This window comes from Pseudomonas sp. NCIMB 10586 (assembly GCF_023127895.1).
GTDB lineage: Bacteria > Pseudomonadota > Gammaproteobacteria > Pseudomonadales > Pseudomonadaceae > Aquipseudomonas > Aquipseudomonas synxantha_A.
Genome location: NZ_SPKQ01000031.1, coordinates 1 through 24,221 on the forward strand (window position 1 = coordinate 1; position 24,221 = coordinate 24,221).

20 protein-coding genes are annotated in these 24,221 nt (G+C 56.8%); 2 read left to right on the forward strand and 18 right to left on the reverse strand.

The annotated features are described in order from the left end of the window. The 4 genes from E4P01_RS12555 to E4P01_RS12570 all read right to left on the reverse strand — a co-directional run. Window positions 1-907, reverse strand: a 907-nt coding sequence (locus tag E4P01_RS12555; protein WP_248130026.1) for a BapA prefix-like domain-containing protein, incomplete at its 3' end; no start/stop codon positions are given. A gap of 268 nt (window positions 908-1,175) precedes the next feature. Then, on the reverse strand, window positions 1,176-2,609 hold the full coding sequence (locus E4P01_RS12560) for an efflux transporter outer membrane subunit (RefSeq protein WP_216091124.1): 1,434 nt from the start codon (window positions 2,607-2,609) through the stop codon (window positions 1,176-1,178). After that, window positions 2,606-5,743: an efflux RND transporter permease subunit gene (locus tag E4P01_RS12565; protein WP_216091123.1), complete on the reverse strand. Its 3,138-nt coding sequence runs from the start codon at window positions 5,741-5,743 to the stop codon at window positions 2,606-2,608. Before E4P01_RS12565 ends, E4P01_RS12560 begins: the two co-directional genes overlap by 4 nt. Window positions 5,744-5,748: 5 nt before the next feature. Next, window positions 5,749-6,834: an efflux RND transporter periplasmic adaptor subunit gene (locus E4P01_RS12570; RefSeq protein ID WP_282442943.1), complete on the reverse strand. Its 1,086-nt coding sequence runs from the start codon at window positions 6,832-6,834 to the stop codon at window positions 5,749-5,751. 275 nt (window positions 6,835-7,109) lie between these two features. Between E4P01_RS12570 and E4P01_RS12575 the strand changes: the two genes are divergently transcribed. Then, window positions 7,110-7,883, forward strand: coding sequence for an IclR family transcriptional regulator (locus E4P01_RS12575; protein WP_216091122.1), 774 nt, complete (start codon window positions 7,110-7,112; stop codon window positions 7,881-7,883). Between the two features lie 569 nt (window positions 7,884-8,452). Then, a complete protein-coding gene (locus E4P01_RS12580) occupies window positions 8,453-10,879 on the forward strand; it encodes a heavy metal translocating P-type ATPase (protein ID WP_078820927.1) in 2,427 nt (808 codons plus the stop codon). A gap of 46 nt (window positions 10,880-10,925) precedes the next feature. On the opposite strand, the gene E4P01_RS12585 is transcribed toward E4P01_RS12580, so the two are convergent. The 14 genes from E4P01_RS12585 to E4P01_RS12650 all read right to left on the reverse strand — a co-directional run bounded on the left by E4P01_RS12585 (window position 10,926) and on the right by E4P01_RS12650 (window position 24,184). Then, the gene (locus E4P01_RS12585) at window positions 10,926-11,519 is read right to left on the reverse strand and encodes a cysteine hydrolase (RefSeq protein ID WP_216091121.1); all 594 of its coding nucleotides are present in this window, start codon (window positions 11,517-11,519) and stop codon (window positions 10,926-10,928) included. Between the two features lie 29 nt (window positions 11,520-11,548). Continuing rightward, window positions 11,549-11,989, reverse strand: coding sequence for a RidA family protein (locus tag E4P01_RS12590; RefSeq protein ID WP_078820929.1), 441 nt, complete (start codon window positions 11,987-11,989; stop codon window positions 11,549-11,551). 89 nt (window positions 11,990-12,078) lie between these two features. Next, window positions 12,079-12,297, reverse strand: coding sequence for a hypothetical protein (locus E4P01_RS12595; protein WP_078820930.1), 219 nt, complete (start codon window positions 12,295-12,297; stop codon window positions 12,079-12,081). A gap of 141 nt (window positions 12,298-12,438) precedes the next feature. Beyond that, window positions 12,439-13,251 (reverse strand): SDR family oxidoreductase, encoded by an 813-nt coding sequence (locus E4P01_RS12600; protein WP_078820931.1) that lies wholly within the window; start codon window positions 13,249-13,251, stop codon window positions 12,439-12,441. Continuing rightward, complete coding sequence (locus tag E4P01_RS12605; RefSeq protein WP_078820932.1) at window positions 13,248-13,778, reverse strand: aromatic-ring-hydroxylating dioxygenase subunit beta; 531 nt, start codon at window positions 13,776-13,778, stop codon at window positions 13,248-13,250. The genes E4P01_RS12600 and E4P01_RS12605 overlap by 4 nt, the downstream gene beginning before the upstream one ends. Continuing rightward, window positions 13,768-15,117 carry an aromatic ring-hydroxylating dioxygenase subunit alpha gene (locus E4P01_RS12610; RefSeq protein ID WP_216091120.1) on the reverse strand — a complete coding sequence of 450 codons (1,350 nt, stop codon included), beginning with the start codon at window positions 15,115-15,117 and terminating at the stop codon, window positions 13,768-13,770. The genes E4P01_RS12605 and E4P01_RS12610 overlap by 11 nt, the downstream gene beginning before the upstream one ends. A 301-nt stretch (window positions 15,118-15,418) precedes the next feature. Continuing rightward, window positions 15,419-16,525: a carbon-nitrogen hydrolase family protein gene (locus tag E4P01_RS12615; protein WP_216091119.1), complete on the reverse strand. Its 1,107-nt coding sequence runs from the start codon at window positions 16,523-16,525 to the stop codon at window positions 15,419-15,421. Between the two features lie 521 nt (window positions 16,526-17,046). Then, on the reverse strand, window positions 17,047-18,075 hold the full coding sequence (locus E4P01_RS12620; protein WP_078820935.1) for an AraC family transcriptional regulator: 1,029 nt from the start codon (window positions 18,073-18,075) through the stop codon (window positions 17,047-17,049). A gap of 57 nt (window positions 18,076-18,132) precedes the next feature. Next, window positions 18,133-19,368 (reverse strand): dienelactone hydrolase family protein, encoded by a 1,236-nt coding sequence (locus tag E4P01_RS12625; protein ID WP_078820936.1) that lies wholly within the window; start codon window positions 19,366-19,368, stop codon window positions 18,133-18,135. 109 nt (window positions 19,369-19,477) lie between these two features. Next, window positions 19,478-20,230 (reverse strand): GntR family transcriptional regulator, encoded by a 753-nt coding sequence (locus E4P01_RS12630; RefSeq protein WP_078820937.1) that lies wholly within the window; start codon window positions 20,228-20,230, stop codon window positions 19,478-19,480. A gap of 74 nt (window positions 20,231-20,304) precedes the next feature. Then, a complete protein-coding gene (locus tag E4P01_RS12635) occupies window positions 20,305-21,060 on the reverse strand; it encodes an Asp/Glu racemase (protein WP_078820938.1) in 756 nt (251 codons plus the stop codon). Continuing rightward, window positions 21,060-22,094 (reverse strand): carbon-nitrogen hydrolase family protein, encoded by a 1,035-nt coding sequence (locus E4P01_RS12640; RefSeq protein WP_248130028.1) that lies wholly within the window; start codon window positions 22,092-22,094, stop codon window positions 21,060-21,062. Before E4P01_RS12640 ends, E4P01_RS12635 begins: the two co-directional genes overlap by 1 nt. A gap of 15 nt (window positions 22,095-22,109) precedes the next feature. Further along, window positions 22,110-23,021 (reverse strand): fumarylacetoacetate hydrolase family protein, encoded by a 912-nt coding sequence (locus tag E4P01_RS12645; protein WP_216091118.1) that lies wholly within the window; start codon window positions 23,019-23,021, stop codon window positions 22,110-22,112. A 44-nt stretch (window positions 23,022-23,065) separates the two neighbouring features. Then, complete coding sequence (locus tag E4P01_RS12650; RefSeq protein WP_078820940.1) at window positions 23,066-24,184, reverse strand: cupin domain-containing protein; 1,119 nt, start codon at window positions 24,182-24,184, stop codon at window positions 23,066-23,068. Window positions 24,185-24,221 lie beyond the last annotated feature (37 nt).

A 24,221-nucleotide genomic window follows, 5' to 3' on the forward strand; every position in this document is an offset into this window, starting at 1 on the left:
CGTCCTTGACCACCACACCGACCTGCTGGCCGCTGGTGTTGCCCGGCAGCGTCACGGTGCCCTGACCGTTGTCGTCCAAAGTGACTGGGTTGCCAATCGGGTTGCCGTTCTGGTCTTGCACCTGCACGGTCGCACCTGGCTTGCCGGTGACCGGCAATTCCCCAGTGTCGGGATTTAGCGTGCCCAGCGTAGGCTTCATCAGCGGCAGGGTGAGTGCTACGGAAGGATCAGACTGAAGGCCATTCTCCGTCTGAGTCGTGGTGATAGTTTGATGACTGGCGCTTGAAGGTAGCTCGACCTGCACACGGCCATCATTACCCAGCGTGCCGGAGGCAAGTACCTGACCACCCTCCCCCTTGACCTCAAATGTAGCGCCAGGGCGGCCCTGGATAGCGAGCTTGTTGGCCTGGGTATCGAAACTGATCACAGGCGCAGACGGTTTGGTAGCGCTGACAGCAGCGTCTGCGTTTGCGCCACCACCACCGCCCCCACTGCCGCCACTGTGAGTCGCCAACGCCACCACGCCGCCGAGCCCAAGTGCGCCAAGGAGCCACATGAAGGTGTTGTCACCGTCCTCCACAAGCAGCTCATCTACATTGGAAATCTCTTTTAAAGAAAGTGATGCCTGGCTTGGCTCATAAGTCGCGTGCCAGAATTTCCCTTCGTTTTCCAACACCAACTCATTGTGCAGACCGTCAGCCGCCACAACAAAAAAGCCCTTGAGCACGACCTGCTCACCGGACTTCAACACGATGACCAAATCGTCGCCAGCCCGCGAAGCAGACTTCAGCGTTTCAGGATTCAACGAAATCTTTACGATACTGGGGCTGCCAACGGTGGTGGAATTACCCGTTGCCTGCTCTACCAGTTTTCCAGATTTGATATCTATCAAACTAACCTGCGCCATACGTGCTTTCGCTCCAACTATGAGAAATCGGACTGAGCGCCCTTCAAACAACGTCGAGGGCTGGTCAGCCAAACCAATAACGTCCGGTCACACATGCGGTGATCGGACATTTACCGGTGCACATACTCGTGAGAAATTTCCTGCCAATATGTAGGACATTTCCCAGCAGCATCACGACTGACTCGAGCAGGCGTTTCAGAAAAAAGGAGAGAAAACTCATAGCGATCGTTGACGAGCCAGCCAACGCTGGCCCGTTTTTTTGACGTGACTATCGAGCGGAACTGATCAGTTGAGAGGGCTCCCAACCTCCGCCTAGCGCCTTGTATAGCTGGACTTGACTGTCCAGCTTAAGCAGTTGATCACTCAACAGCCTTTGCTCGGCCGTGAACAACAGTCGCTGGGCATCGAGGAGGGTCAAATGGCTGTCAACACCCGTTTCATAGCGCTGCTGCGCCAAATCGAAATAGGCGCGACTGTCCATCACCAGATCACGCTGGGCTTGCAACTGCTTGCCAAAGGTGCCCTGAGCTGCCAAGCCATCGGCTACCTCGCGAAACGCGGTCTGGATGCTCTTTTCGTACTGGGCAACGCTGATGTCTTTCTGGATTTCGGCGTAATCAAGGCTCGCACGCAACCGTCCTCCATTGAAAATCGGTACGCTGATCTGCGGGGCAAAGCTCCAACTGCCCTGGCCGCCATTGAGCAGGTCACCCAACTCACTGCTGGCCGACCCAGCCGTCGCAGTTAAGCGGATCGAGGGAAAGAATGCCGCCCGAGCTGCGCCGATGTTGGCATTCGCGGCCAATAACTGGTGCTCGGCCTGCAGGATATCCGGACGGTGGCGCAGCAGATCGGACGGCAGGCCCACGGGTATATCTGCCAGGACGGCGCCCTCCAGTGGCGTGCCATTGGGCAGATCATCCGGCAGGTTGGCGCCCAGCAGCAGCCGCAAGGCGTTGACGTCCTGGGCAACTTGCCGTGTGTATTGCAGCATTTGCGCCTTGGCCGTGTCGACTTGAGTGCGCGCTTGACGCACATCGAGCTCGGAAGACGTACCTGCCCGATGCGCCTGGCTGATCAGCTTCAGGCTGACGCTGTAGCTATCAAAGGTTCTGGTGGTCAGCTCAAGCAACGCCTGGTCGGTACGCCACGTCAGATACGCGCTCGCCACATCGGCGATCAAGCCGATACGGATGCTGTTCTGTGCCTGTGCGGTGGCCAGGTAATTTTCCAGGGCCGCCGCGTTGAGGCTGCTGACGCGTCCAAATACATCCAGTTCATAAGAGGTGATGCCGACATTCAGCCCATATTGACTCTGAATACCGGCGCTCCCCGTACTCGACAGATCAGCCGGCAACCGCTGCCGGTTGCCGCTGCCATTCATATCCACAGAGGGAAACAGCGCCGAGCGCTGGATCCGGTATTGCGCACGATACGCCTGGACATTCAGGGCCGCGACACGCAGATCCCGGTTGTTCTCCAGAGCCACGGCGATCATCCGTCGCAGCCCATCGTCGCGGAAAAAGTCATTCCACAGCACACGAGGTGCATTGGCCTCGATCATGCCGGGCTGGGCATAGGCAGCCCCTTGCGGCCACGCATTTTCAGCAGGAACTTCAAGCCAGGACTTTTCCGGAATCAGGCTGCACCCCGACACGCCAAGTCCGATACAAACGCAGAGCGTCAATGCTTTAAGTCTCATGCTTGCTCTCCCGACGGGGCGTTATCCGGTGTTTTCTTTTTGTTCAAAAGGCCGGTGACGAACGTGTAGAACAGCGGCACGAAAAAGATCGCCAGGAAGGTCGCCGCCAGCGTACCGCCCACCACGCCGGTGCCGATGGAGTGCTGGCTGCCGCTGCTCGCGCCGACAGCCCGGGCCAAGGGCAACACGCCCATAATGAATGCAATCGAGGTCATGATGATCGGCCGCAAACGCAGGCGGGCAGCCTCCACGGCGGCTTCGACCAGCGTGCGTCCCTGGTGCTCATAAAGGTCTTTGGCAAACTCCACGATCAAGATCGCGTTCTTCGCTGCCAAGCCCATGGTGGTGAGCATCCCGACCTGAAAGAACACGTCGTTGGACAGCCCGCGCAGCAAGGTGGCGCACACAGCGCCAAGAATACCCAGTGGCACCACCAACAGCACCGACACCGGAATCGTCCAGCTCTCATACAGCGCGGCCAGGCACAGGAACACAATCAGCAATGACAGGACATACAGCATTGGCCCCTGCGCACCCGCGTGTCGCTCCTCATAGGACAAACCGGTGTAGGACATACCGATGCCAGGCGGCAACTGCGCCGCGATGCGTTCAACCGCTGCCATGGCATCACCGGTGCTGTAGCCAGGGGCCGGTGTACCCAGGAGTTCGATGGCAGAGATACCCCCGTAGCGCTCCAGCTTCGGCGAACCATACACCCACTTGCCCGTGGCGAACGCCGAAAACGGCACCATTTCGCCCTGTGCGTTGCGTACGTACCACTTGTCGAAGTCTTCAGGCGCGATGCGTGAATCCTGATCACCCTGCACATACACCCGCTTGACGCGGCCGCCGTCGATGAAGTCATTGACATAGGCCGAGCCCCAGGCGACCGACATCGTCTGGTTGATGTCGGCGATGGACACCTGCAGCGCCCGCGCCTGCTCATCATTGATGATGACCTGGTACTGCGCTTCATCATCCAGGCCGTTAGGCCGGGTCAACATCAACGTCGGATCTTGTGCCGCCAACCCCAGGAACTGATTACGGGCAGCCATCAGGCCGGCATGCCCGACATTGCCGTTGTCCTGCAGGAACACGTTGAACCCGGTCGAGTTACCCATCTCCAGGATCGCGGGTGGCACCAGGGCAATCACGTTGGCGTCTTTGATCGAGCCAAACTTCGCGTTCAAGCGCTTGGCGATAGCAAACACCGATAGGTCAGGCGATGTACGCTCGGCAAACGGCCGCAAGGCCACGAACACGATCCCGCTGCTCTGGCCGCGACCGGCAAAGTTGAAACCGTTCACGGTGAAGGCCGATGAAATGCCGACGCCTTCATCTTCCAACAGGAATTTACGCACCTGCCCCAGGACGTCTTCGGTCCGTTCTGCGCTGGCGTTCTGTGGCAGTTGCACCTGAACCGCCATGATGCCCTGGTCTTCGTCAGGCAAAAATGCCATTGGGATCTTGGTAAACAGCAACCCGGCTCCCACGGTCAATAACAGGTAAATACCCATGAAGCGCCAGCGCCGCGTGAGGATGCCTTTGACGCTGCGCTCATAGCGCAGCGTGTTCTTTTCGAACGTGCGGTTGAACCAGCCAAAGAAGCCTTTTTTCTCGTGCGCGCCGGCTTTGTGCGGCTTGAGCAAGGTGGCACACAGCGCAGGGGTAAATATCAGGGCAACCAGCACCGAAAAGCTCATCGCGGCGATGATGGTGATCGAGAATTGCCGATAGATCACACCCGCAGAGCCGCTGAAGAACGCCATCGGCATGAACACCGCCGAAATCACCAGGCCGATACCCACCAGGGCTCCGGAAATCTGGTCCATGGATTTGCGTGTCGCCTCTTTAGGCGACAACCCCTCCTCGGCCATGATCCGCTCGACGTTCTCCACCACCACGATGGCGTCGTCCACCAGCAGACCAATGGCCAGCACCATGGCAAACATGGTCATCACGTTGATGGTGAAACCAAAGGCGAACAACACGCCGAACGTGGCCAGCAGCACCACCGGTACCGCCAACGAAGGAATCAGCGTGGCCCGAACGTTCTGCAAGAACAGGAACATCACCAGAAACACCAGCACGATCGCTTCAAACAGGGTGTAGATCACCGACTTGATCGAGGCTGCCACCACGGGCGAGGTGTCGTAGGGGAATACAATCTCGACCCCTTCCGGCAGGTAAGGCTTGAGCTCATCCGCGGTTTTCTTGACCGCCGCGACCGCATCCAACAGGTTGGCACCGGTGGCAAGGCGCAACGCAAGCCCCGACGCAGGCTTACCGTTGAACTGGCTGGAAATGGAAAAGTTTTCCGCTTGAAGCCCCACTTCGGCCACATCTTTGATACGCACCTGCGAGCCGTCGGGATTGACCTTGAGCAGGATCTCGCGGAACTCGTCCACGGTGGTCATGCGCGTCTTGCCAATGATCGTAGCCGACAGCTCAATACCTTTACGCGCCGGCAAACCACCGAGCATCCCGGATGACACCTGGACGTTCTGCGCCGAAATCGCGCTCATGACGTCCTGGGGCACCAACTGATAGCTGTTCAACTTGCCTGGGTCGAGCCAGATACGCATGGCGTTCTGTGAACCCAAGACTAAAAAGTCACCGACCCCCTTGGTCCGTGAAATAGGGTCCTGGAGATTGGCGACAATCAGGTTGCCCATGTCGAAGTCCGACATTCGGCCATCGGTCGAGACCAGCCCCAGAATCAACATGAAGTTGACCTGATACTTCACCACCCGAATGCCTTGGCGCTGGACTTCTTCGGGCAACATGGGAGTGGCCAGTTGCAGTTTGTTCTGCACCTGCACCTGCGCGATGTCCGGGTCGGTACCCTGATCGAAAGTGACGATGATCTGCATGCTGCCATCGGTGTTGCTGGATGAGGAGATGTAGCGCAAGCCATCCAGGCCATTGAGCTGCTGCTCGATCACCTGCACCACCGTGTCCTGCACGGTCTGTGCCGACGCACCCGGGTAAGTCACGGTGATCTGCACGGCGGGTGGCGCAATATTCGGGTATTGGTTGACCGGCAGCGAAATTACCGCCAACGCGCCCCCCAACATGAGCATCAAGGCGATAACCCAGGCAAAGATCGGCCTGTCGATAAAGAAACGGGACATGGGTATCAGCTCCCTTCGCCGGTCGTGGCGCTGAAGTCGCTGATCAACTCAACGTTAGTGGCCGGGCTGGCCTTGACCTTTGCTCCCGCGCGCAAGCGTTGCACCCCTTCGGTGACCACTTGCTCTCCAGCTTCGATCCCCTTGCCGACCAGCCAGGCATTACCCACGGTGCGCAAGGTTTGCAGTTCACGCAGCTCGACAGTCTCATCCGGCTTGATCACCCAAGCCGTGGCGACGCCCCGGCTGTCGCGAATGATGCCTTGCTGCGGCACCAGTTTGGCCGCCTCGCGCACGCCTTCCTTAAGTTGTGCATGGACGAACATCCCGGGCAGCAACTTACCGTTGGGGTTAGGAAACACCGCACGCAGAGTCACAGAGCCTGTGCCGGGATCAACGCTGACTTCAGAGAACTTCAACGTACCCGGCAATGGGTATGCACTGCCATCATCAAGGGTCAGGGTGACGTGTGCCTGCCCCGCGCCCGTGCTCTGCAAGCTACCGGACTCCAGCGCACGCTCCAGCGCCAACATGCGGGTAATAGGTTGGGTCACATCGACATAGATGGGGTCCAACTGGTTGACCGTCGCCAGTTCCGTGCCCTGCCCGTTCGTCACCAGTGCACCTTCAGTAATGTTAGAGCGCCCGATCCGCCCGCTGATCGGCGACAGCACCTTGGTGTACTGCACGTTGATACTGGCTACCTGAACATCCGCCAGGGCCTGCTTCCACGCCGCTTGCGCGTCGTCATGCTGCTGACGGCTGATCGCGTTGGTTTCCAAAAGGCTCGCGTAGCGTTTGGCCAGGTTTTGCGCGGTATCCAGGTTGGCCTGCGCCCTGGCCAAAGTGGCCTGATAGGTCGCCGGATCAATCTGGTAGAGCTGCTGCCCTTCCTTGACCTGAGCGCCCTCTTCAAACAGGCGCTTTTGCAGGATGCCACTGACTTGCGGGCGTACCTGCGCGACGCGATAAGCCGAGGTTCGCCCAGGCAGATCAGTGGTCATGACCAAGGACTCGGCCTTGACCGTATAAACCCCAACCTCCACTGGAGCACTGGCGGTCGAAACCTGTTCGGATTGATTACAGCCCACCAATAACGCAGTGGTGAGCGGAAGGATATGTACAGCACGTGACGGCCATCTGAGCTTCACCAGAAGCACTCCCCAGGATCATGAAAATTAAGTTACGTGAACCACGATAAGGTACAGTGTATCACTATACGATTCACTAAAATCAATCCGTGCTGCTCAAAAACTCCTGGCAAGCGCTCAAACACTGCGCAAGCATGTGCGCCAATGTAGCGTTCTCCAGGACCAGAGGGCGCTATCGGGTAAGATGGGCGCCCGGCAAAAAGGCGAGCGAATAAGACATGAGCGACGAGACACTCAAGCAGGAACAAAAAAACGGTGGCATTCAGGTCATTGCGCGGGCGGCCGCCGTCATGCGTGCACTGGGAAACAACCCAAAGGGCTTGAGCCATGCGGCGATTGCACAAGCCGTCGACCTGCCTCGCTCGACGGTGCAACGGATCATTACCGCCCTGGAAGAAGAACGCCTGGTTGAATCCATCGGCCCACAGGGCGGCTTTCGGCTGGGGACCGCATTGGGCTTGCTGATCAACCAGACCCAGACCGACATCATTTCATCGGTTCAGCCCTTTCTGATCGAGCTTGGCCAGTTGTTGAACGAGTCGGTGACGTTGTCGTCCTTGATCGGCGACAAGGTGTATGTGATCGATCGAGTGGTGGCTGAACGGGAATTGCGCATTGTTTTTCCAATCGGCATCAACCCCCCATCGTTTGCAACGTCCAGCGGCAAGATACTCCTGGCCGACCTGTCATCTCAGGACCTCGAAGCAATCCTGCCAAAACAGCTGCCGGCGCTGACAAGCACCACGCTGAACAAAAAGGCCCTGCTGGCAGAATTGGAACAGATCCGTGTCAGCGGCATCGCCCAGGAAACGGAAGAGTACATCGAAGGTATTTGCTCCTACGCGACCATCATCCGCACCTACCTGGGCAATTTCTCCATCACGGTCGTGGCCCCGGCCTCGCGGGCAAAGGTTCATGCCGAACGTTTTCAGGCCGCGTTGCTCGAGACCAAAGACGCCATAGAACGTGTGATTGGCCGCCAACACAATTGAGCTACAACACCCAACTTGCCAGCCCGGGCTATCACGGCCGAGCGCTGAAAAAGGCGTTGCGATAAGCAATTGGCCTTTATTCTACTCGGTGGCTTTTTTGCGGCCCGGTTTCTATGGCGGCGCATTGACCAACTCCAACTTGAGCAAAGCCCTGGGAAATTTCCTACATAAGCTGGCTCATCCCCCCATGTATTTTTGGGGTTCCTCCTTTGAGTTATCTCATGGCCGCTCGCATCGATGTGCTCCACTTCGCGAAGCGGCTTTTTTACGCCTCTAACCTGCCTGCAGGAGATCATAGAAAGCCTGTCAGTTACACCGACGCAATAACCGCATCCCGGTATCGCCGAGAGTCGAATCCACGGCCGGCAAGAGTCCGAGACTCAACCTGACCCATTTCTCTCTCAGCGTTACAGCGTTTGCCCAGCCAGCGTTTCGAAGCAGCCTTACCGGGGGACTTGCAGCTGGCATGGGTGAACTCCTTTTCTAGTGAAGCATCGCCCCTCAACGCGAAGCAGCCAGATGCCGCTGGTTTGGCAGTGATGCGATCCGTGCGAGGACAGGAGACCGTGATGAGCACGCCACTTCCCTGCTACCACTGCACCCTTCCCGTGCCTGTCGGCAGCCCCTATACCGCAGTCATCCTGGGTACGACCCGCGAGTTCTGCTGCGCGAGTTGTCAGGCCGTGGCCCAAGCCATTGCTGCCAATAATCTGGAGGGTTACTACGGCCACCGCAGTGAAGCCTCGACCAACCCCGAAACGTTGGCAAAGCAGTTGCCGGATGAGCAAGTGCTATACGACCGGGCAGATGTACAGCAACACTTCGTCCAGCATGAGGGTGAGCTGGCCACAACTCTCCTGATGATCGAGGGCATCAACTGCGCGGCCTGCGGCTGGCTGATCGAAAAACACCTGCGCGCTCTGCCGGCGGTGGCTGAAGCGCGACTGAACTTGTCCAACCATCGCTTGAACGTGCGCTGGGATGACCAGCAGCTACCCCTGAGCCAGGTGCTTAACGAGATCAGACAGATCGGCTACGCCGCGTACCCCTATCAGGCCGATCATGCGTCCGAACAACTGGCCAGCGAAAACCGCCTGGCCCTGCGTCAGTTGGGTGTTGCCGGGCTGCTATGGTTCCAGGCGATGATGGCGACCATGGCGACCTGGCCGGAATTCAATTTGGATTTGAGCCCCGAGTTGCACACGATTTTGCGCTGGGTAGCGTTGTTTCTCACCACACCCATCGTTTTCTACAGCTGCGCGCCATTCTTCAAAGGCGCCCTGCGTGACCTGCGCACCCGCCACCTGACCATGGACGTCTCGGTGTCCCTGGCGATAGGGATCGCTTATATCGCCGGGATCTGGACCGCGATTACCGGAGTCGGCGAGTTGTACTTCGATGCCGTGGGTATGTTCGCCTTGTTCTTGCTCGCCGGACGCTACCTGGAACGCCGAGCCCGCGAGCGTACGGCGGCCGCCACCGCGCGCCTGGTGAATCTGCTGCCGGCCTCGTGCCTGCGCCTGGACGCCGACGGCCAGAGCCAACGCATCCTGCTCAGCGAACTGCGCCTGGGCGACAAGGTACTGGTGCATCCCGGCGCCATTCTGCCAGCGGACGGCAAGATCCTCGAAGGCCAGTCGAGCATCGACGAATCCCTGCTCACCGGCGAATACCTGCCGCAACCGCGCAGCCCGGGCGACGCGGTTACCGCCGGCACCCTCAACGTCGATGGCACGCTGACCTTGGAGGTCCTGGCCCTGGGCCAGGACACTCGCCTGTCCGCGATCGTCCATCTGCTGGAGCGAGCCCAGACCGAAAAACCACGCCTGGCCGAAATCGCCGACCGCGCCGCCCAATGGTTCCTGCTGTTCTCGCTGATCGCTGCAGCCGCCATTGGTTTGCTCTGGTGGCAACTGGACGCCTCACGGGCCTTCTGGATCGTCCTGGCAATGCTCGTCGCCACCTGCCCCTGCGCCCTGTCCCTGGCCACACCGACCGCATTGACTGCCGCCACCGGCACCCTGCACAAACTTGGCCTGCTGCTGACTCGCGGCCATGTACTCGAAGGCTTGAATCAGATCGATACGGTGATTTTCGACAAGACCGGCACGCTCACCGAGGGCCGCTTGACTTTGCGTGCGATTCACCCGCTGGGCGATCTCGACAGTCAGCAATGCCTGAGCCTGGCCGCCGCGCTGGAGAACCGCTCCGAACACCCGATAGCCCGAGCCTTCGGCCGTGCGTCGCTGGCTGCCGAACACGTGCTGAACATACCTGGGTTGGGTCTGGAGGGCCGAGTGGGCGAGCAACACCTGCGCATCGGCCAGCCAGCCTTCGTGTGTGACCTGAGCGCTTGTGCAGTTCCGCCGATGCCGAATGAAGCCGGCCAATGGCTGCTGCTGGGCGATAGCCAAGGGCCGCTGGCCTGGCTGGTCCTTGACGACCACCTGCGCAGCGACGCCCCCGCGCTGCTTGCCGCCTGCAAGGCGCGTGGCTGGACCACGCTGCTGCTGTCGGGCGACAGCTCGCCAATGGTTGCCAGCGTCGCCACCGAACTGGGCATTGACGAGGCCCGCGGCGGCCTGAGCCCGAATGACAAGCTGCAAATGCTGCAACAATTGCATCGCCAAGGCCGCAAAGTTCTGATGCTCGGCGACGGGGTCAACGATGTACCGGTACTGGCCGCTGCGGATATCAGCGTGGCCATGGGCTCGGCCACCGACCTGGCCAAGACCAGCGCCGATGCGGTGCTGCTGTCCAACCGCCTGGATGCGTTGGTGCAAGCCTTCCGCCTGGCACGGCGCACACGTCGGATAATCATTGAGAACCTGCTGTGGGGGGCGCTGTATAACGGCCTCATGCTGCCGTTCGCCGCCCTGGGTTGGATCACACCCATCTGGGCCGCAGTCGGCATGTCCATCAGCTCGTTGACGGTGGTACTCAACGCCTTGCGTCTGACACAGATGCCGCGCCAACGCTCCGGCCCAAACCCATGAAAAGGGCATGGAGCGAGCGTCCCTGCCCTTCGTAGCGTGCAGAGTTTCACTCGGCCTGTAGCGCGCCAGCCACCGTCGAGATATCAGCAATCAGCGCCATGGCGGACAGCGCGGCTTGATGCACGTGCGACGCTGCAGCCGCACAGGCATCGGCGGCTACCGTGATGGCATAGCCCAGGTCTGCAGCTTCGCGCACGGTATTCTCGACCACCGAATGCGTAGCCACGCCCGCAACGATCAGGTGCTCCACCCCTAACATACGTAGCGTCTGCTCGACGGAGGTGCCCTTGAACGCGCTGATACGTGTGTGCGTCATCACGAACTCACGCTCGCTCGGCTGCGGCGCAAGCGACGCCAAGAACTGCGCACCCCACTCTCCATTTCGCACCGCGCCCAATTCCACGGTCTTACGGAATATCGGCGTATTCCTCGGACAGTCAGCATAATCGGGGCGAAAAGCAATGCGCACATGCAATATCGGTAGCTCTTTCTCACGGGCGCCCGCAAGCAGTCGTCTGGCCGCCTCGATTACTTGGTCGCGCATCGGATCGTTCTCAGCCAACCCCACGCGAATGCGCCCCTTGGGGTGCAGCACTTCGTTCTGGTAATGCAAGGCAAGCACGGCAGTACGAACAGTCATGAGCTTCATTCCTTATCGGTATCATTGAGTCAGTCAGGAATGACTGCGATGGCTTCGATCTCAAACAACATACCGTCGAGTGCTAGACGCGGTACCGGGATCAACGTACAAGCAGGTTTTGTCGATGCGCCCCACACTTCGCTCAGCGCTTTGCCGAAAATCGCCAAGCGATCATGGTTGTGATCAACGATCAGCACGGTCAGTTTGGCTACCTGGTTGACCTGTGCGCCTGCCGAAGCCAAGGCGATTTGCAGGTTATCCAACGCTTGCCGTACTTGCATTACGTAATCGGCGGCCAGCTCCCCTTTGGCGTTTTCACCGCCCTGCCCTGAGATAAATACTAACCGCGCGCCCGAAGCAATTTGCGCCATGTGGGAGTACCCATTGCCACTCGGATCGTACAACCCCAATGGGTTTGTCAATGTCAGCAGAGGTGCGTGGGTGAAAAGGTCTTGCTCGTTGTGGTTCATGGTGTTCCCTCTGTACCACTTCATTGTGGTGTCTGAGATTGCTAATCACGAGTGGTGGTTATGGCTATCTGCACCTGCACACAAGCACGTTATTTGGCCGTCGATCTGTTGACTTTGCGAAGTACCATGAACACCCCCATAAAGGCGCTGATCAAACCACTGATAAGTCCGGTAATGCCATGTGCTATTGAATTATCCAGAGAGGAAAGAGGAAGAGGTAAGTTCTGATTGACCAAAAAAGACATGACGGCTGACATGGTTGCGCCGATCAGGCCTGCAATCAGCGATTCTTTCAAAATAACGTTCATAGCGGCGTCCCCTTTACGGTTTTCAAAAAGGCAAAAGCTCACAAGTACCCTGAAGGCACATCGTGATAGTTCCCTGGACTCACCAGGCGTGATCAGGCGAGGCGGGCCCTGCCTCAGTCGAGAGGTTCCGGCCTTTCAGAACTACTCCTGGCGAGACGTGGCAAACCAGGCGCGTGGCGAGCGCCCCTGGTCGGGCCCCAGACAACTGAAGCCACCATCGACGGGTATGTCCGCTCCGGTAACCCAGGAAGCCGTGTCAGAACAGGCAAATGCGACCACCGCGCCAACTTCCTCTCCCCTGCCGACCCGGCCGAGCGGGTGAAGCGCGGCACCAACCTCATCGGCCCGATCAATCGATCCCGCGCTGTGTTCGGCCAGCGTCGGCGACCATGTCCAGGCCGGGGAAACACTGAGACAACGTATGCCCCGTGGGGCAAGTGTGACGGCGATGTTCTTCGTAATCTGCAATAAGCCCGCCTTGGAGGCTGGATATACCGCCCGGCCCGAAGCACCGAACTTCCCCCCGGTACTGCCCAGATTGACAATGACGGAGCCCGGTCCCATGACGACAGCTGCCCGCTGGGCAAAAATCGCGGCGGAAACCAGGTTCACCCCTAACGTGCGGTGCCAGTCCTGCCTCGATGAATCAAGCCCCTGATCGAGATAGATACCTGCACAGTTAACCAGTACATCCACCGCACCAAAACGCTCAAGTGTGCGTGCGATACAGGTATCGATCTGCTCATCACTCTGCACGTCGGTCGCAACGAACAGGCAGGTTTTACCCAGCAGCCTAAGCACGTCGTCGCTCAGGCGAATGTCGGCCAACACGACCTTCGCGCCCTGACCAAGCAGCACTCTGGAGATATCCAGTCCCACCCCCTGCGCAGCGCCGGTGACAATCGCCACCTTGCCCGCCAGAGGACCTTTTGCGCTGGCGCCACCAACGCTCAAGGGAACACCTCGATGTTGGTGAAGACACTGTCGCAATTGACCAGGTCAACCCGTTTGAGTGCGATCTTGAAACCTTCGGGCGACTCAACCAGCTTGTGCACCACACGACCGGATAGATACCTCAGGTCGAGCCGGTATTCGCTGACATGCAGCCGGGAACTCACGATCAGCCGCCCTTCAACATCACGTCCCAGCACGCAGACATTGCTCACCACGCGACTGGTTCTTGTCGGCGGCTGTTGTGACCAGTTGCGCTCGTTGAGCAGACGCCGCACGCGCGTCTCACGCAGCATGGCGTTTTCCCAAAAAATTGAAATGTGCTCGTGAGGACTCGCCTGGTCGGGGGCTCGCGGCACCCAGTAGCGACCGTTTTCGACCCAGAGCGCCAGCCAGCCATCGAACGCTCGTTCATCAAGCAACGACGCTTCGCGAAACAGAAATTGCTCCACCTGGAAGGTCAGTTGTGCGTCCGGCAACATCGGTTGTATGGGTTCGATCGAGATATCGAGAAAGCCATCATTCAACACAATGCACCTCCAGCTGCTGTTGTTCTTTATGTGGTGTCAACAGCTCACTTTCCATGTACTGCAGCCAGGCAGCGAACTGATTGCGCATCGGCAGCTCGCTGGTGCCATTGATCGAGACGGCGCCATCGGGCAAGACCACATCCGTACCCGCATAACGGTGCTGGCTGATCCAATCGCCACCTGCCGTCGTATTACCGACCTGGCAGCGGCGATACACCTCGACATCGTCCGGCATGACGTTCGAAGACGGCGAGTTCACCACGTTGGCGTACGTGAGTGCCCGGTCGAACACTTCCGGCGGTGCGCCCACACAGCGGAAAACCTGGATCTCGACCAAAGTCCTGTCCACCGATACCGGGCGAATGACGCGAAACTGCTGGAACACATTGTGAGGAGAGCCACTCCCGTAAATGATCGTGTTATGCCGGCTCATTCCGAGGATTTCATGCGCCCGTTCTTCACCATAGGCCTCGCTCAAGCACGCGAAATGCCGACGTGAAACGTCATCGCGCGTAGCTGCGGCGGGATCGAAAATACCTTCCATGTAGCCATGGCCATAGTGATAGGCACGCAGCTCCAGTTTTTCCCAAAAGCTGTACGGCTCGCCGTTACCATCCTGAATCAACAACTCGAATGGCATCTCGCCGATTTCCTCGGCCTGCTCGCGCGCGGCGATCACCGAGGACTCATGGGTAACCGGCCCATGCATCGTGTCATGCAGGTTTTCGTAGAACATCTTCCAGTTCGACAGCTGCATTACCCGGAATACGCCGCCTGCCACCTCGACCTTGCCAATAGGCGAACGGTCGCAAAGGTTGTCGATCGAACTCGCCGCGCCTCCCAGAAACTCAACCAAGCCTGGGCCGCCCAGGCTCTGTTTGGCAAAGACAAACCCTCGGTAGCTATCGACCTGAGCCACCGGCACCATGGAAACCTCGGGGCTGGTCGGGTCGAAGGTCGTGCCCTCGAAGCCTGCACGCATGGGAGTGCTCAGCAATGAGCCATCCAGCTTGAAAGTCCAGGCATGATAGGAACAACGGAAGAACTTACCGACGCAACCCTCACCATCGGCCACCAGGTTGGCCCCGCGATGTGGGCAGCGGTTATAAAGCACGCTGATCTTCTGGTCATTGACCCGTACCATGATGACTTTCTGATCGCCAAGCTGGGTGGTGTGATAGTCACCAGTCTTCGGCACCTGGCTTTCATGACCCACATAAATCCAGGCCTGTCCGTAGACTCTCTGCATTTCCAGGGAAAAGATCTCGGGGTCGGTATAGACACGCTTGTGAACGCCATCTGGACGTACAAGCTGCCTCAATTCATCCGTGCTGATCATGGAGGGAACCTCTTGTGACTGGCTGATCGAAAGGCCGCTTAAAGCACACTGCGGGCTACGATTTTGCCGCCTCCTCTAACGATCAAATAGCCGAGAATCGCAAGGCACTATCCGTATTTCGCTCGACGAGAGAGGTAATGGCCAACTTCCTCCAGACATAAGGTTAAGTTTTTCGTCGGCCTGAGCCAGCACCAGTCCCGGGATCAATCACCGCAAGTAACCCTCACACAGGTTATGCGAAAGGGGCCGCCACCCAACGGCAACAGCCCCTCATGCAGTCAAAACGACAGCGATGCAGAGATCAAGAAGCTGCCAGGACAGCCTCTTCGATAGCCGCGACAGTCACCTCATGCCGATCGGCAATGCGGTTCAACCCATCTTGAGAAATGGACTCGACAGCTTGCTTCGACACAATTTTTGCACCGCAACTCACGCGAGGGTGCACGTTCAAGGTGAAGATATCTGATCGGGAATAATGTCCGACAGTATCGATGATCGCCTTGGCGACCTTGATGTTGTGCGCCTCACAGGTGGCATAGACAATGGTGTCGCCATAGGTCGGCGGGGTAATCGGAACCCCAATCGGTGAATAGATCGCGCTACCGCCTTGCGCATAGTCGATATTCAAGGTGTCACGCAGCGCGAAGTCCTCGGGGAAATCGCTTTGCGTGATGTAACCGCAGGAACCCAATACAAAAGCGCCAGATTCAGAAGCATGGTTGCGACAACTGGAGTAGCCCCAGAAACTTTGCCCATCGGCATCCAACTCTTCGAGTCTTGGCCCTGTGTGCAACGTAAACGCCCCCGGAAATACCGACACATGAAAATCTTCGCCTTGTGAAATCAGGTGGGCACGGGCCAGTGTTATCAGGTTTTCTCCACAGATCAGACCACTGATACGACCGTAGTCCGTCTCAAAGCTTTGCAGATCGCTTCCATCGCCACGACCCCAGACGGTGCGTTCTGCGAAGGTCGGCATGATCTTGCGGTGCCGCCCAAGAATCCGACCGTGGTTATCAATGTACAGCAGGGTGTTGTAAATGGTGTGGATCGCTGGATGGGGGTCCATTTCGTTACAACCGATCACGACTACCGCATTCGCTCGCGCAGCAGCAGCACATAGCTGGGCGCACTCTTCCTGGCTGATGACCAAAGCATTGTCGAAAAACTTGCCGCGTACATCTACCCAATCACCAATGCGTGACTCCCAGCCTTCCCCCCAATAAGGATATCCGGCAATCCAAGCCTCGCTGAACACAACGATCTGAGCGCCTTGAGCGGCCGCCTCAGCGATTTTCAGACAGGCTTTTTCGATGGTGCGGTCACGATCGAGGAAGACCGGAGCCGTCTGCACGATAGCGACTTTTACTTCAGCGTGACCATTTAGAACTTTTTTTGTAGGCCTCATATAATTTCCTCGCTTTGCACGGTTGTAGGTCGCTGCACATCTGAATTACCGATTATCGGCCCCCTGTTTTTAAGACTTTCGTTCCAAACCATTGTTATGGCTAAAGAGCAATACATAACCGTACTTTCAAGTACGGAGGGCAAGATTGGTCAGAGTCTAGGTAGCGGCAAACAGGACGGATAGCCGGAAATCGCAATCGTGCATTGCGAAATTATCCGTTTCTGGCACTGGCAGAAAGCTGTCGAGCGTGACGTTGAATTTCTTTATTGCCGCTGAACGTAATTCGAACTGTACCTCACGTTTTCTGGCTCATTGATCAGCATTGGAGACAACAGGGCGTTGCGTTCGCCGTCGTATGCTCCAAAGCCGCGTCCTGGACTACTGGAGTGGATCTAGCTGTTGATGATGGTTTCGGTTGCCTGGAACCAGACCAGAGGCACTTGCCACACGCGAGAATTTTCGCGCACTGATAGCAAGCCCCCTCACCAACGGGTTTATCCCATCGGCCAGGTGCAGCCAAATCACGACGGCATGGGACTCTTGTGCAATATCACCGTGTCGCTTGGAAGCTCACCAAACCGATCCTTGTAGTACGCGGAAAACCGGCCCAGATGGCCGAAGCCGACCGCCAGTGCGATGTCCGTAATGCTGTACTGTGACCGGGCCTGGATTTTCCGGCGGGCCTCGTCCAAACGGATATCGCGCAACCACGTCATTGGGCCTACCCCAAACGCTTTCTTGCAGTAGGTATGCAGTGACCGCGAGCTGATTCCTGCCGCCCGAGCCAGATCCTCCAGCGATATCGGCGCCCATAGATGAGACAGGCTGTACTGCCGAGCCGCCTCGAGTGGCGAAAGCGTGTGGGCCTGGGCGAGCGCCGTATTGCAGACTACGCTATCGGGTTGCCTTCGCGCCTGGGTCAGAAGCAGCAACGCGAGGCCGATCTCCAAATACTCCAACCAGGCGGGATGACAGTGACCGAAGCCATCGCCCTGCCCCGGCCCTATCTGATTGATCAGCGATTGAAGGAGATTGCACCACTGCGCCGCCACATCGCTGTCAAGCACAGAAATAGGGGCGAAACCCTCCCATTCATTCACGCTGCTGAGCGGGGTACCAAGGCGCGCCGCCGCATCCTTGGCAAAGGCGTTGGGCACCCGAAGAATGAGCTGCTCGCAATGCTCGCTCCAGCGAAAGCAGATCTCGCGTCGTGGAGCGAGAACCGCAACCTGGCCGGGACCGATGGACGAGGTCTGGCCATCACTTTTGATGACCGAGCGCCCTCGCAGAGGTACCTGCACCAAGATGAACCCATCAAACACTTCAGGCCGGACTTCAACTGCAGGCCCGTAGCGCAGAATCATCAGCCTGAGGTGCCGGGTATCGACGCTGTACAGGGCCGAGTCCACCTCACCTGCGCTCCAGCTCATCATATGGTCATTGAGTGCAAAGCTAAGATGCTTTTGAAACTCCACCGCACAGTGGGACTGAAAGACAAGATTTTTGTATATCCGTGACAAGTCGAGTGTTTGAAAAAATGCGTTCATCATGGCTCTCACGGCAGCAAGAGAAGGTTTAACTTGCGCGCTCAAGCACCGCGCGCATCATCAAAGGTTTTCACTCGAGGCCCAGCGCCGCATCAGCGTGTTCGATGGCAGCGATTCATCGATCAGCTTCTTGGCTGTCTCGATACCTGCGACGGGCAGGCCAACCGGATCCAGCAAGCCGATTTGCACCAGCACCGACGCTTGATCCCAGTAAAGGTGTTCGTGGCAGAGCTTGTCGCCTCTGAAATTGATGACCCCAAGCATGGGGATTTCCACATACTTTCCAGTAGGGGCTACCCCTGGCAGCATCCAGTCGATCTCGGTGGTGTGGGTAAAGCACATGATGAACTCATCGACGACCTGAAACGCACCGACGGTGCGTGAGATAGGGATCGAACGAATGTCCGGTGGATTTGCGTGAACAAAATGATGCTCATAGAAACGTGAGAGCTGTTTACTGCCAACCCCACCGGTCAGAGTCGGGATGTGATTGACGTAGGGCTCCTTTACCATGGTGGCCATGGTCGCCGGTACGTCACGCGTGACGAACTCGTGATGAACGTGCTGATCCCAAAGATGCGAAAGGTTGTATTCAGGGCCGATGTATTTTTTCAACGCTCCAATTGTCCGCCCGTGAGCCATATGGGCAGACGATTTGTGATAGTGCTCGCTGCCCAAACGCGCGAAGGCATGGTCAGCCTCTGGGTATGTATAAAGCTCCACCCCTTTGCGTCCAGCCAAACCTGCAGCAATTCGGGTTCTGGCCTCGACGTCACAATAACTGTCCAGCTCTGCGTGGTGGAGTACCAACCCTCCCTGCAAGGCGTCCGCTTCGTCAAGAAAACCTTCGATGCCCATACCGTAATAACCGATCGATACCGCAAGATCGGTACGGGTTGCTGCCAGAAAAGCCAGCTTCCCTCCCAGACAATACCCCACGTAGCCAATACTTGGCTGGTCGACTTCGTTGAGTTCACGAAGGGCGTCGATTGAAGCTGCAATGTCATCTACAGCCTTGTCCAGATCCAACGAACCATTCAGCCCCAACGCCTTATCGAAGTCTTTAGGGGTATAGCCCAGTTCTACGCCAGGCTCCAAGCGCCAGAACAAATCCGGGACGAGCACCACATACCCCTCTTCGGCGTACATATCCGCGGTCTCACGCATGTTGGCGTTAACACCAAATATTTCCTGCCCCAACACGAGGCCAGGGCCGTTACCGCAGGCCGGCACGGACAAATACGCCTTGAAAGCCCCTTCGCCATGACGAGCCTGAATATTAATATAGTGCCCCATCAACAAAGTCCTCATACAAGCATGCAATGATAGTTTTTATATGCACAGCGCTCTGAGTTGCGCTGCTTTCGGGTAGACGTTCGTTTGCAATTTGAATACGTTGATCAGGTCAGGCGAGTCCCTGCTGTTTTCGCTCAAGCACACGCTGAATGGCAAAACCGGTATCCCTGTAGTGTTTGGCCAAGAGTGCGCAGGCAAGGTCTGTTTCTCTCGCCAGGGATGCCTCGAGCAAAGCCAAATGCTCTTTGTCTACCCCCCTGACATGTTCATCCTTCATAGAGGCTAAACTGGGCCTTCTATACCGCTCAGTTTGAGCATATAGCTGCGTGGAGTATGTGAGCAGCCAGTCAGAACCACACGAGGAGATCATGCTGTAGTGAAAATCCTTGTGTCGCTGCTCAAGAAGTTCAGCATGCTGAACCATGTCCAGTTCATCAGGACTCGGCCTCTGCCGTGCCAGGCACAGCGCAGCGTATGCCTGAGTCAAGCGCCCCTCCCACGCTGCATCTTTACGCTCAATCGATTTACGTAACGCCTCACAGTCAATGAGGATTCGGGTATTGATTGCATCCCACATCTCGGGGATAGAAATCGCGAGCACCCTGAATCCCTTCGAGGGCGCCAGGAACACTAATTTTTCGGCTTGTAACCTAGTGAGTGCTTCTCGGATAGGCGAAAAACTTATGCCGTATCGTTCTCTTAAAGCTTCCAGCCTCAGAGCCTGACCCGGCTCGAACACTCCGCAGATAATGTCTTTTCTCAGTCTGTTGTAGGCCTGCTCCCCCAGCGTCCCCTCATTGACGCCAGCGCTTTTACCTTCCGGGACGAGAGACAGCTGAGGTTCTTCATCTAATGAGTTCATGCTAGTTCCATTCGGTTACCGGCTCCGCTCATACTGAACGGTGCCGTGTTCACATCCATCGGCCCATCACGTTATCAGTATCTGCCAGATAAAAGAGAGCCACAGCCAGGCGCAGATGTTTTTAGGCCGAGCTGTTTCAATATCATGTAGGTCGTTGCAATCGAGGAGGAAATGACAGGTAACCCTGTACGGTCCTCAATCAACTGGATGGAAGGGAGTGACGGCATTTGCACGCAAGCAGAGCCGACGATGGCATCGACGCCATCGACTTTAAGTTTTTTGGTGATTTCAGCCGGCGCATAGGGATTTAGCAGGCCTACTTCAAGGTTATCGGAGATCTCCAGGGAAATACTGTCGACAACCTCAATCCCTTCATGTTCAAGATAGTCGATCACCAAGCTAGTCAGCGGCTTCATATAGGGTGTCAGAATGGACACTTTTTTAGCGTTCAACGCTTTTAGCCCTTGCACCAATGCGCCTGCACTTGTGACGACGGGGGCCGGGCCACCATTTTCAACAGTTCGTTGATGAAGACGCGCCTCGGAAACACGGTGGTAACCAACCCCCATACTCATGATTGCAACCAGGCAAGCATATCCCAGCACATCCACGCGCGCGTCGGACAACTCCAACGCACATCTTTCGCTGTCCGAGTCCATCGCCGCCAGTTCTTCTTTAGTGACACGCATCATCCGCATGCGGCTGGAGTGAAAGGTAAATCGCTCTAACTCCACTCGCTCACGAGCCTGGAGAATCGCAGGGATTTCAGTCTCCATAGTGGTATTCGAGGAGGGGACTATTTGACCAATACGGTAGATACGTTTGTCCATTACTCTGTCCCCTCTTTACGATTGTCAGGTAGAACATCTTCTTCGCGCTTGACTGCATGCGCTGTCAAATTGTCGAAAAACGTAGCGGCATTCAATGCGCGGCGATTCACTTTCAGGTCAAAGATATCGAAGCGATTATAGTGCCCGGTAATATCATGCATTTGCCGAGGCTGAATGCAGCGTGACAAATCAATATCGGCATACACAATACCCTCCTTGTCGATAAGCGGGTCGCCGATGACTCGGCCGTCCGGACCTAGAATGCCGCTAAAAGCACTATTTTTCCGGGCGAGTAATTGACGCGCTTGCGGGTGCGTCTCGGCCATCGCTTCGATTATTTCTTCCGACACCGTAGAGCACGAAACGATGGTGAATACCTTGCCTTCAAAGGAGTGAGCAGCTGCGCGCAACTTGATAGCTTCGGCCATATCGTAATCCGAGGGGGCTACAGGCAGGGCGATATAGCTTGCTACATGCACTAGCTCGCCTTGAGCAAGGAGACTGAACCTCGCCAACGTATTGGTGTTCTCACCACACGCCAGCGCCCCCAGTGGCCCGATACTCGTTTGGTGGACCTTAAGAGACGAAGCATCACCATTTGACCACGTGAGTTTCTCCGCCCACGTTGGAACCAGTTTCCGATGCCGCCCCAGAATCTCCCCTTCGTCAGAGATCGTGACGACCGTGTTGTATAGAGTGCCAATTCCAACTGGACTACGCTCGTTCACACCGATGACAACATTTATGGAGTTCGCGCGCGCGGCACGTTGGATTCGTTGAATTTCCGGTCCAGGGATTTCAATAGCTGATTTGCAAAGTTTTTCAAACCAAGGACTTCCTTCCACTGGATTCATCAACCAATTCCAGTAGGGATAGCCGGGAATGAACACCTCGGGAAACGCTACTAATTTTGCCTCTTCGCGAGCGGCTTCGGCGATTAAGTCACATGCTTTCTCTACCGTGGCGAGAGTGTCCAGGAACACCGGAGATGCTTGAACCGCTGCTGCTTTAAAAGCATTTAATTTGAGCATCATGCACCTCGACTTGTTTTATACGGCGACCACGGGATTGCGCAGATATCCAATTTTTTCGATTTCAGCCTCGATGGTATCTCCGGGCCATACCCACTCTTGCGGCGTCCTGCCCGCCCCAACGCCTTCTGGTGTCCCCGTGGCAATGATGTCGCCAGGCTCCAGGGTGATTGCAGCGCTGATATCGGTGATCAACTGTGGGATTTTGAACAGCATGTGGCGGGTATTCGAACGCTGCTTGACTACGCCGTTGACCCGCAGACTGAGATCGAGTGTGTGGGGGTCAGGGATTTCATCAGCCGTGACGATGCACGGCCCGAAAGGAGCATAGGTATCCTGCCCTTTGGAGTAGATCCATTGCCCTGCCCGCCGGCAATCACGGGCACTCATGTCGATCATCAGGCTATAACCGAACACATAGGTCAGCGCTTGATCATGGGTGATTTTTTTTGCCGTACTCCCGATGATGACTGCAAGTTCCACCTCCCAATCAAGCTGCTGCGTGATCGCCTTGTTGTGTTCAACGGCATCACCCGGACCAATGACGGCGGTCGGGGGTTTTGAAAAAATCACCGGCTCCGTGGGCAGCTCCCGCGATGTATCCAATGCCTTGCTGGACTCGGCGACATGCTCGACATAGTTGAGGCCGATACCAAAAATATTCTTCTTGGGTCTGGGAATTGGGGCCAGTAACTTTACGTTTTCGAGTGGTATCGAAACGCCCATTGGAAAGTTTCCTTCGAAAACGCTTAACAAAGCCGTAGTAGTTTTTATTGCAGAAGGCCCCATCTCAATAAAATCGAGCATATTATCCGGGATAGGGTGGCCGTGGATGTTTCCTAACTTACACAGATCTACAACGTTGCTACCCACCAATGCCCCTAAGCGGGACGCAGCATTAACAGTTGGACGAAACGTGACTAAACGCATACAAAACCCCTTGAATTTAAATGACAGGTGCGCCCCCGGAAGACTCAGCGCTGATAGCCGTCGTTATCCATAAATGCCTGTTCTCGGTAAAAGTCGAACGACTCCATAACGGGAAGGTCATTGAAACAAAATAGGCAGGCATCTTCGTCGTTTGAACTATTGCTGTGTTCATGAAACGCCCAGGAAGGCACGCAAAATATATCTCGCTCTTTCCAGTCGAAACGCTCTCCATTAATGATGGAGTAGCCATGCCCCTTGGCAACTTGATAGATAAAGCTGCCTGTATGCCTGTGTGCCTTGCCTCGAAAGCCCGGTGCGAGGCGCTGCATACTCGCACCTATGGTCGACATCACATGCCCCCCGGTAACCGGGTTTGTGTAATGCATGAGATGGCCATCGAAGGCATTGGCCGGCGCCGCTTTCGCGTAACGCAAAAGCGAGTTGTAGGTATCTGCCCAACTGTATTTAAACAATGGTGAATACGGTTTGTCCCACATTACGTTTTGCGGGCGCAAGCCAGCCCCACCCCATAGACCAATGGAGTCATCCACAGGCGCGGTAACCGCTTGTGCCAAATCCGGGTGCACCTTGTAAAAACCGGCCTCCAGTGCGTTGGTCAATGGAATATCCAGACCATCTTGCCAAATGCACGTAGTCCCGGTGGCCTCAACACCATGTTCATGCCAGGAGCCATTTGGAGTGAGCACGACGTCATTGGTACCGAGTGTCATCTTGTGACCGTCAACAATGGTGTAGGCCCCTTCTCCTTCCATGATAAAGCGCAGTGCGGACGCGGAGTGTGCATGAGCCGAGGCCGCCTCCCCAGGACGCATGACCTGCAACCCGGAGTACAACATCCCTACGGCCGCCGATACATCCTGCCTGCCGGGGTTATTGAGAAAGACCACCCGGCGGCCTGCCTTCTCAGGCGTTACAAGCTCGACTGAACGCAGCACATGAGACTTGAGATCGCTATAGCGCCATAAAACCGGAACCGAAACAGACTTGGGCTCCCACGGCTCTATCTTGTTAGCTATCGTCCAAAGCGCCCCCGCCTTGAGTCGCTCCAACTCACTGTAATACGCCACTAACTCAGGGGTGTCCTCCACATCAGCACGCCCTGCAACCGTCTCGCGATGCGCATCATATTTCTGGTCAGCCATAGCTACATCCTTATTAGTCCCGACGGAAAAACTTTAT

What these genes read in the sequence shown, in the direction of transcription:
- E4P01_RS12560 (WP_216091124.1), bottom strand. Translation starts at nt 2,609, where the DNA reads ATGAGACTTAAAGCATTGACGCTCTGCGTTTGTATCGGACTTGGCGTG.
- E4P01_RS12565 (WP_216091123.1), bottom strand. Translation starts at nt 5,743, where the DNA reads ATGTCCCGTTTCTTTATCGACAGGCCGATCTTTGCCTGGGTTATCGCC.
- E4P01_RS12575 (WP_216091122.1), top strand. Translation starts at nt 7,110, where the DNA reads ATGAGCGACGAGACACTCAAGCAGGAACAAAAAAACGGTGGCATTCAG.
- E4P01_RS12580 (WP_078820927.1), top strand. Translation starts at nt 8,453, where the DNA reads ATGAGCACGCCACTTCCCTGCTACCACTGCACCCTTCCCGTGCCTGTC.
- E4P01_RS12585 (WP_216091121.1), bottom strand. Translation starts at nt 11,519, where the DNA reads ATGACTGTTCGTACTGCCGTGCTTGCCTTGCATTACCAGAACGAAGTG.
- E4P01_RS12590 (WP_078820929.1), bottom strand. Translation starts at nt 11,989, where the DNA reads ATGAACCACAACGAGCAAGACCTTTTCACCCACGCACCTCTGCTGACA.
- E4P01_RS12595 (WP_078820930.1), bottom strand. Translation starts at nt 12,297, where the DNA reads ATGAACGTTATTTTGAAAGAATCGCTGATTGCAGGCCTGATCGGCGCA.
- E4P01_RS12610 (WP_216091120.1), bottom strand. Translation starts at nt 15,117, where the DNA reads ATGATCAGCACGGATGAATTGAGGCAGCTTGTACGTCCAGATGGCGTT.
- E4P01_RS12615 (WP_216091119.1), bottom strand. Translation starts at nt 16,525, where the DNA reads ATGAGGCCTACAAAAAAAGTTCTAAATGGTCACGCTGAAGTAAAAGTC.
- E4P01_RS12620 (WP_078820935.1), bottom strand. Translation starts at nt 18,075, where the DNA reads ATGATGAACGCATTTTTTCAAACACTCGACTTGTCACGGATATACAAA.
- E4P01_RS12625 (WP_078820936.1), bottom strand. Translation starts at nt 19,368, where the DNA reads ATGGGGCACTATATTAATATTCAGGCTCGTCATGGCGAAGGGGCTTTC.
- E4P01_RS12630 (WP_078820937.1), bottom strand. Translation starts at nt 20,230, where the DNA reads ATGAACTCATTAGATGAAGAACCTCAGCTGTCTCTCGTCCCGGAAGGT.
- E4P01_RS12635 (WP_078820938.1), bottom strand. Translation starts at nt 21,060, where the DNA reads ATGGACAAACGTATCTACCGTATTGGTCAAATAGTCCCCTCCTCGAAT.
- E4P01_RS12640 (WP_248130028.1), bottom strand. Translation starts at nt 22,094, where the DNA reads ATGATGCTCAAATTAAATGCTTTTAAAGCAGCAGCGGTTCAAGCATCT.
- E4P01_RS12645 (WP_216091118.1), bottom strand. Translation starts at nt 23,021, where the DNA reads ATGCGTTTAGTCACGTTTCGTCCAACTGTTAATGCTGCGTCCCGCTTA.
- E4P01_RS12650 (WP_078820940.1), bottom strand. Translation starts at nt 24,184, where the DNA reads ATGGCTGACCAGAAATATGATGCGCATCGCGAGACGGTTGCAGGGCGT.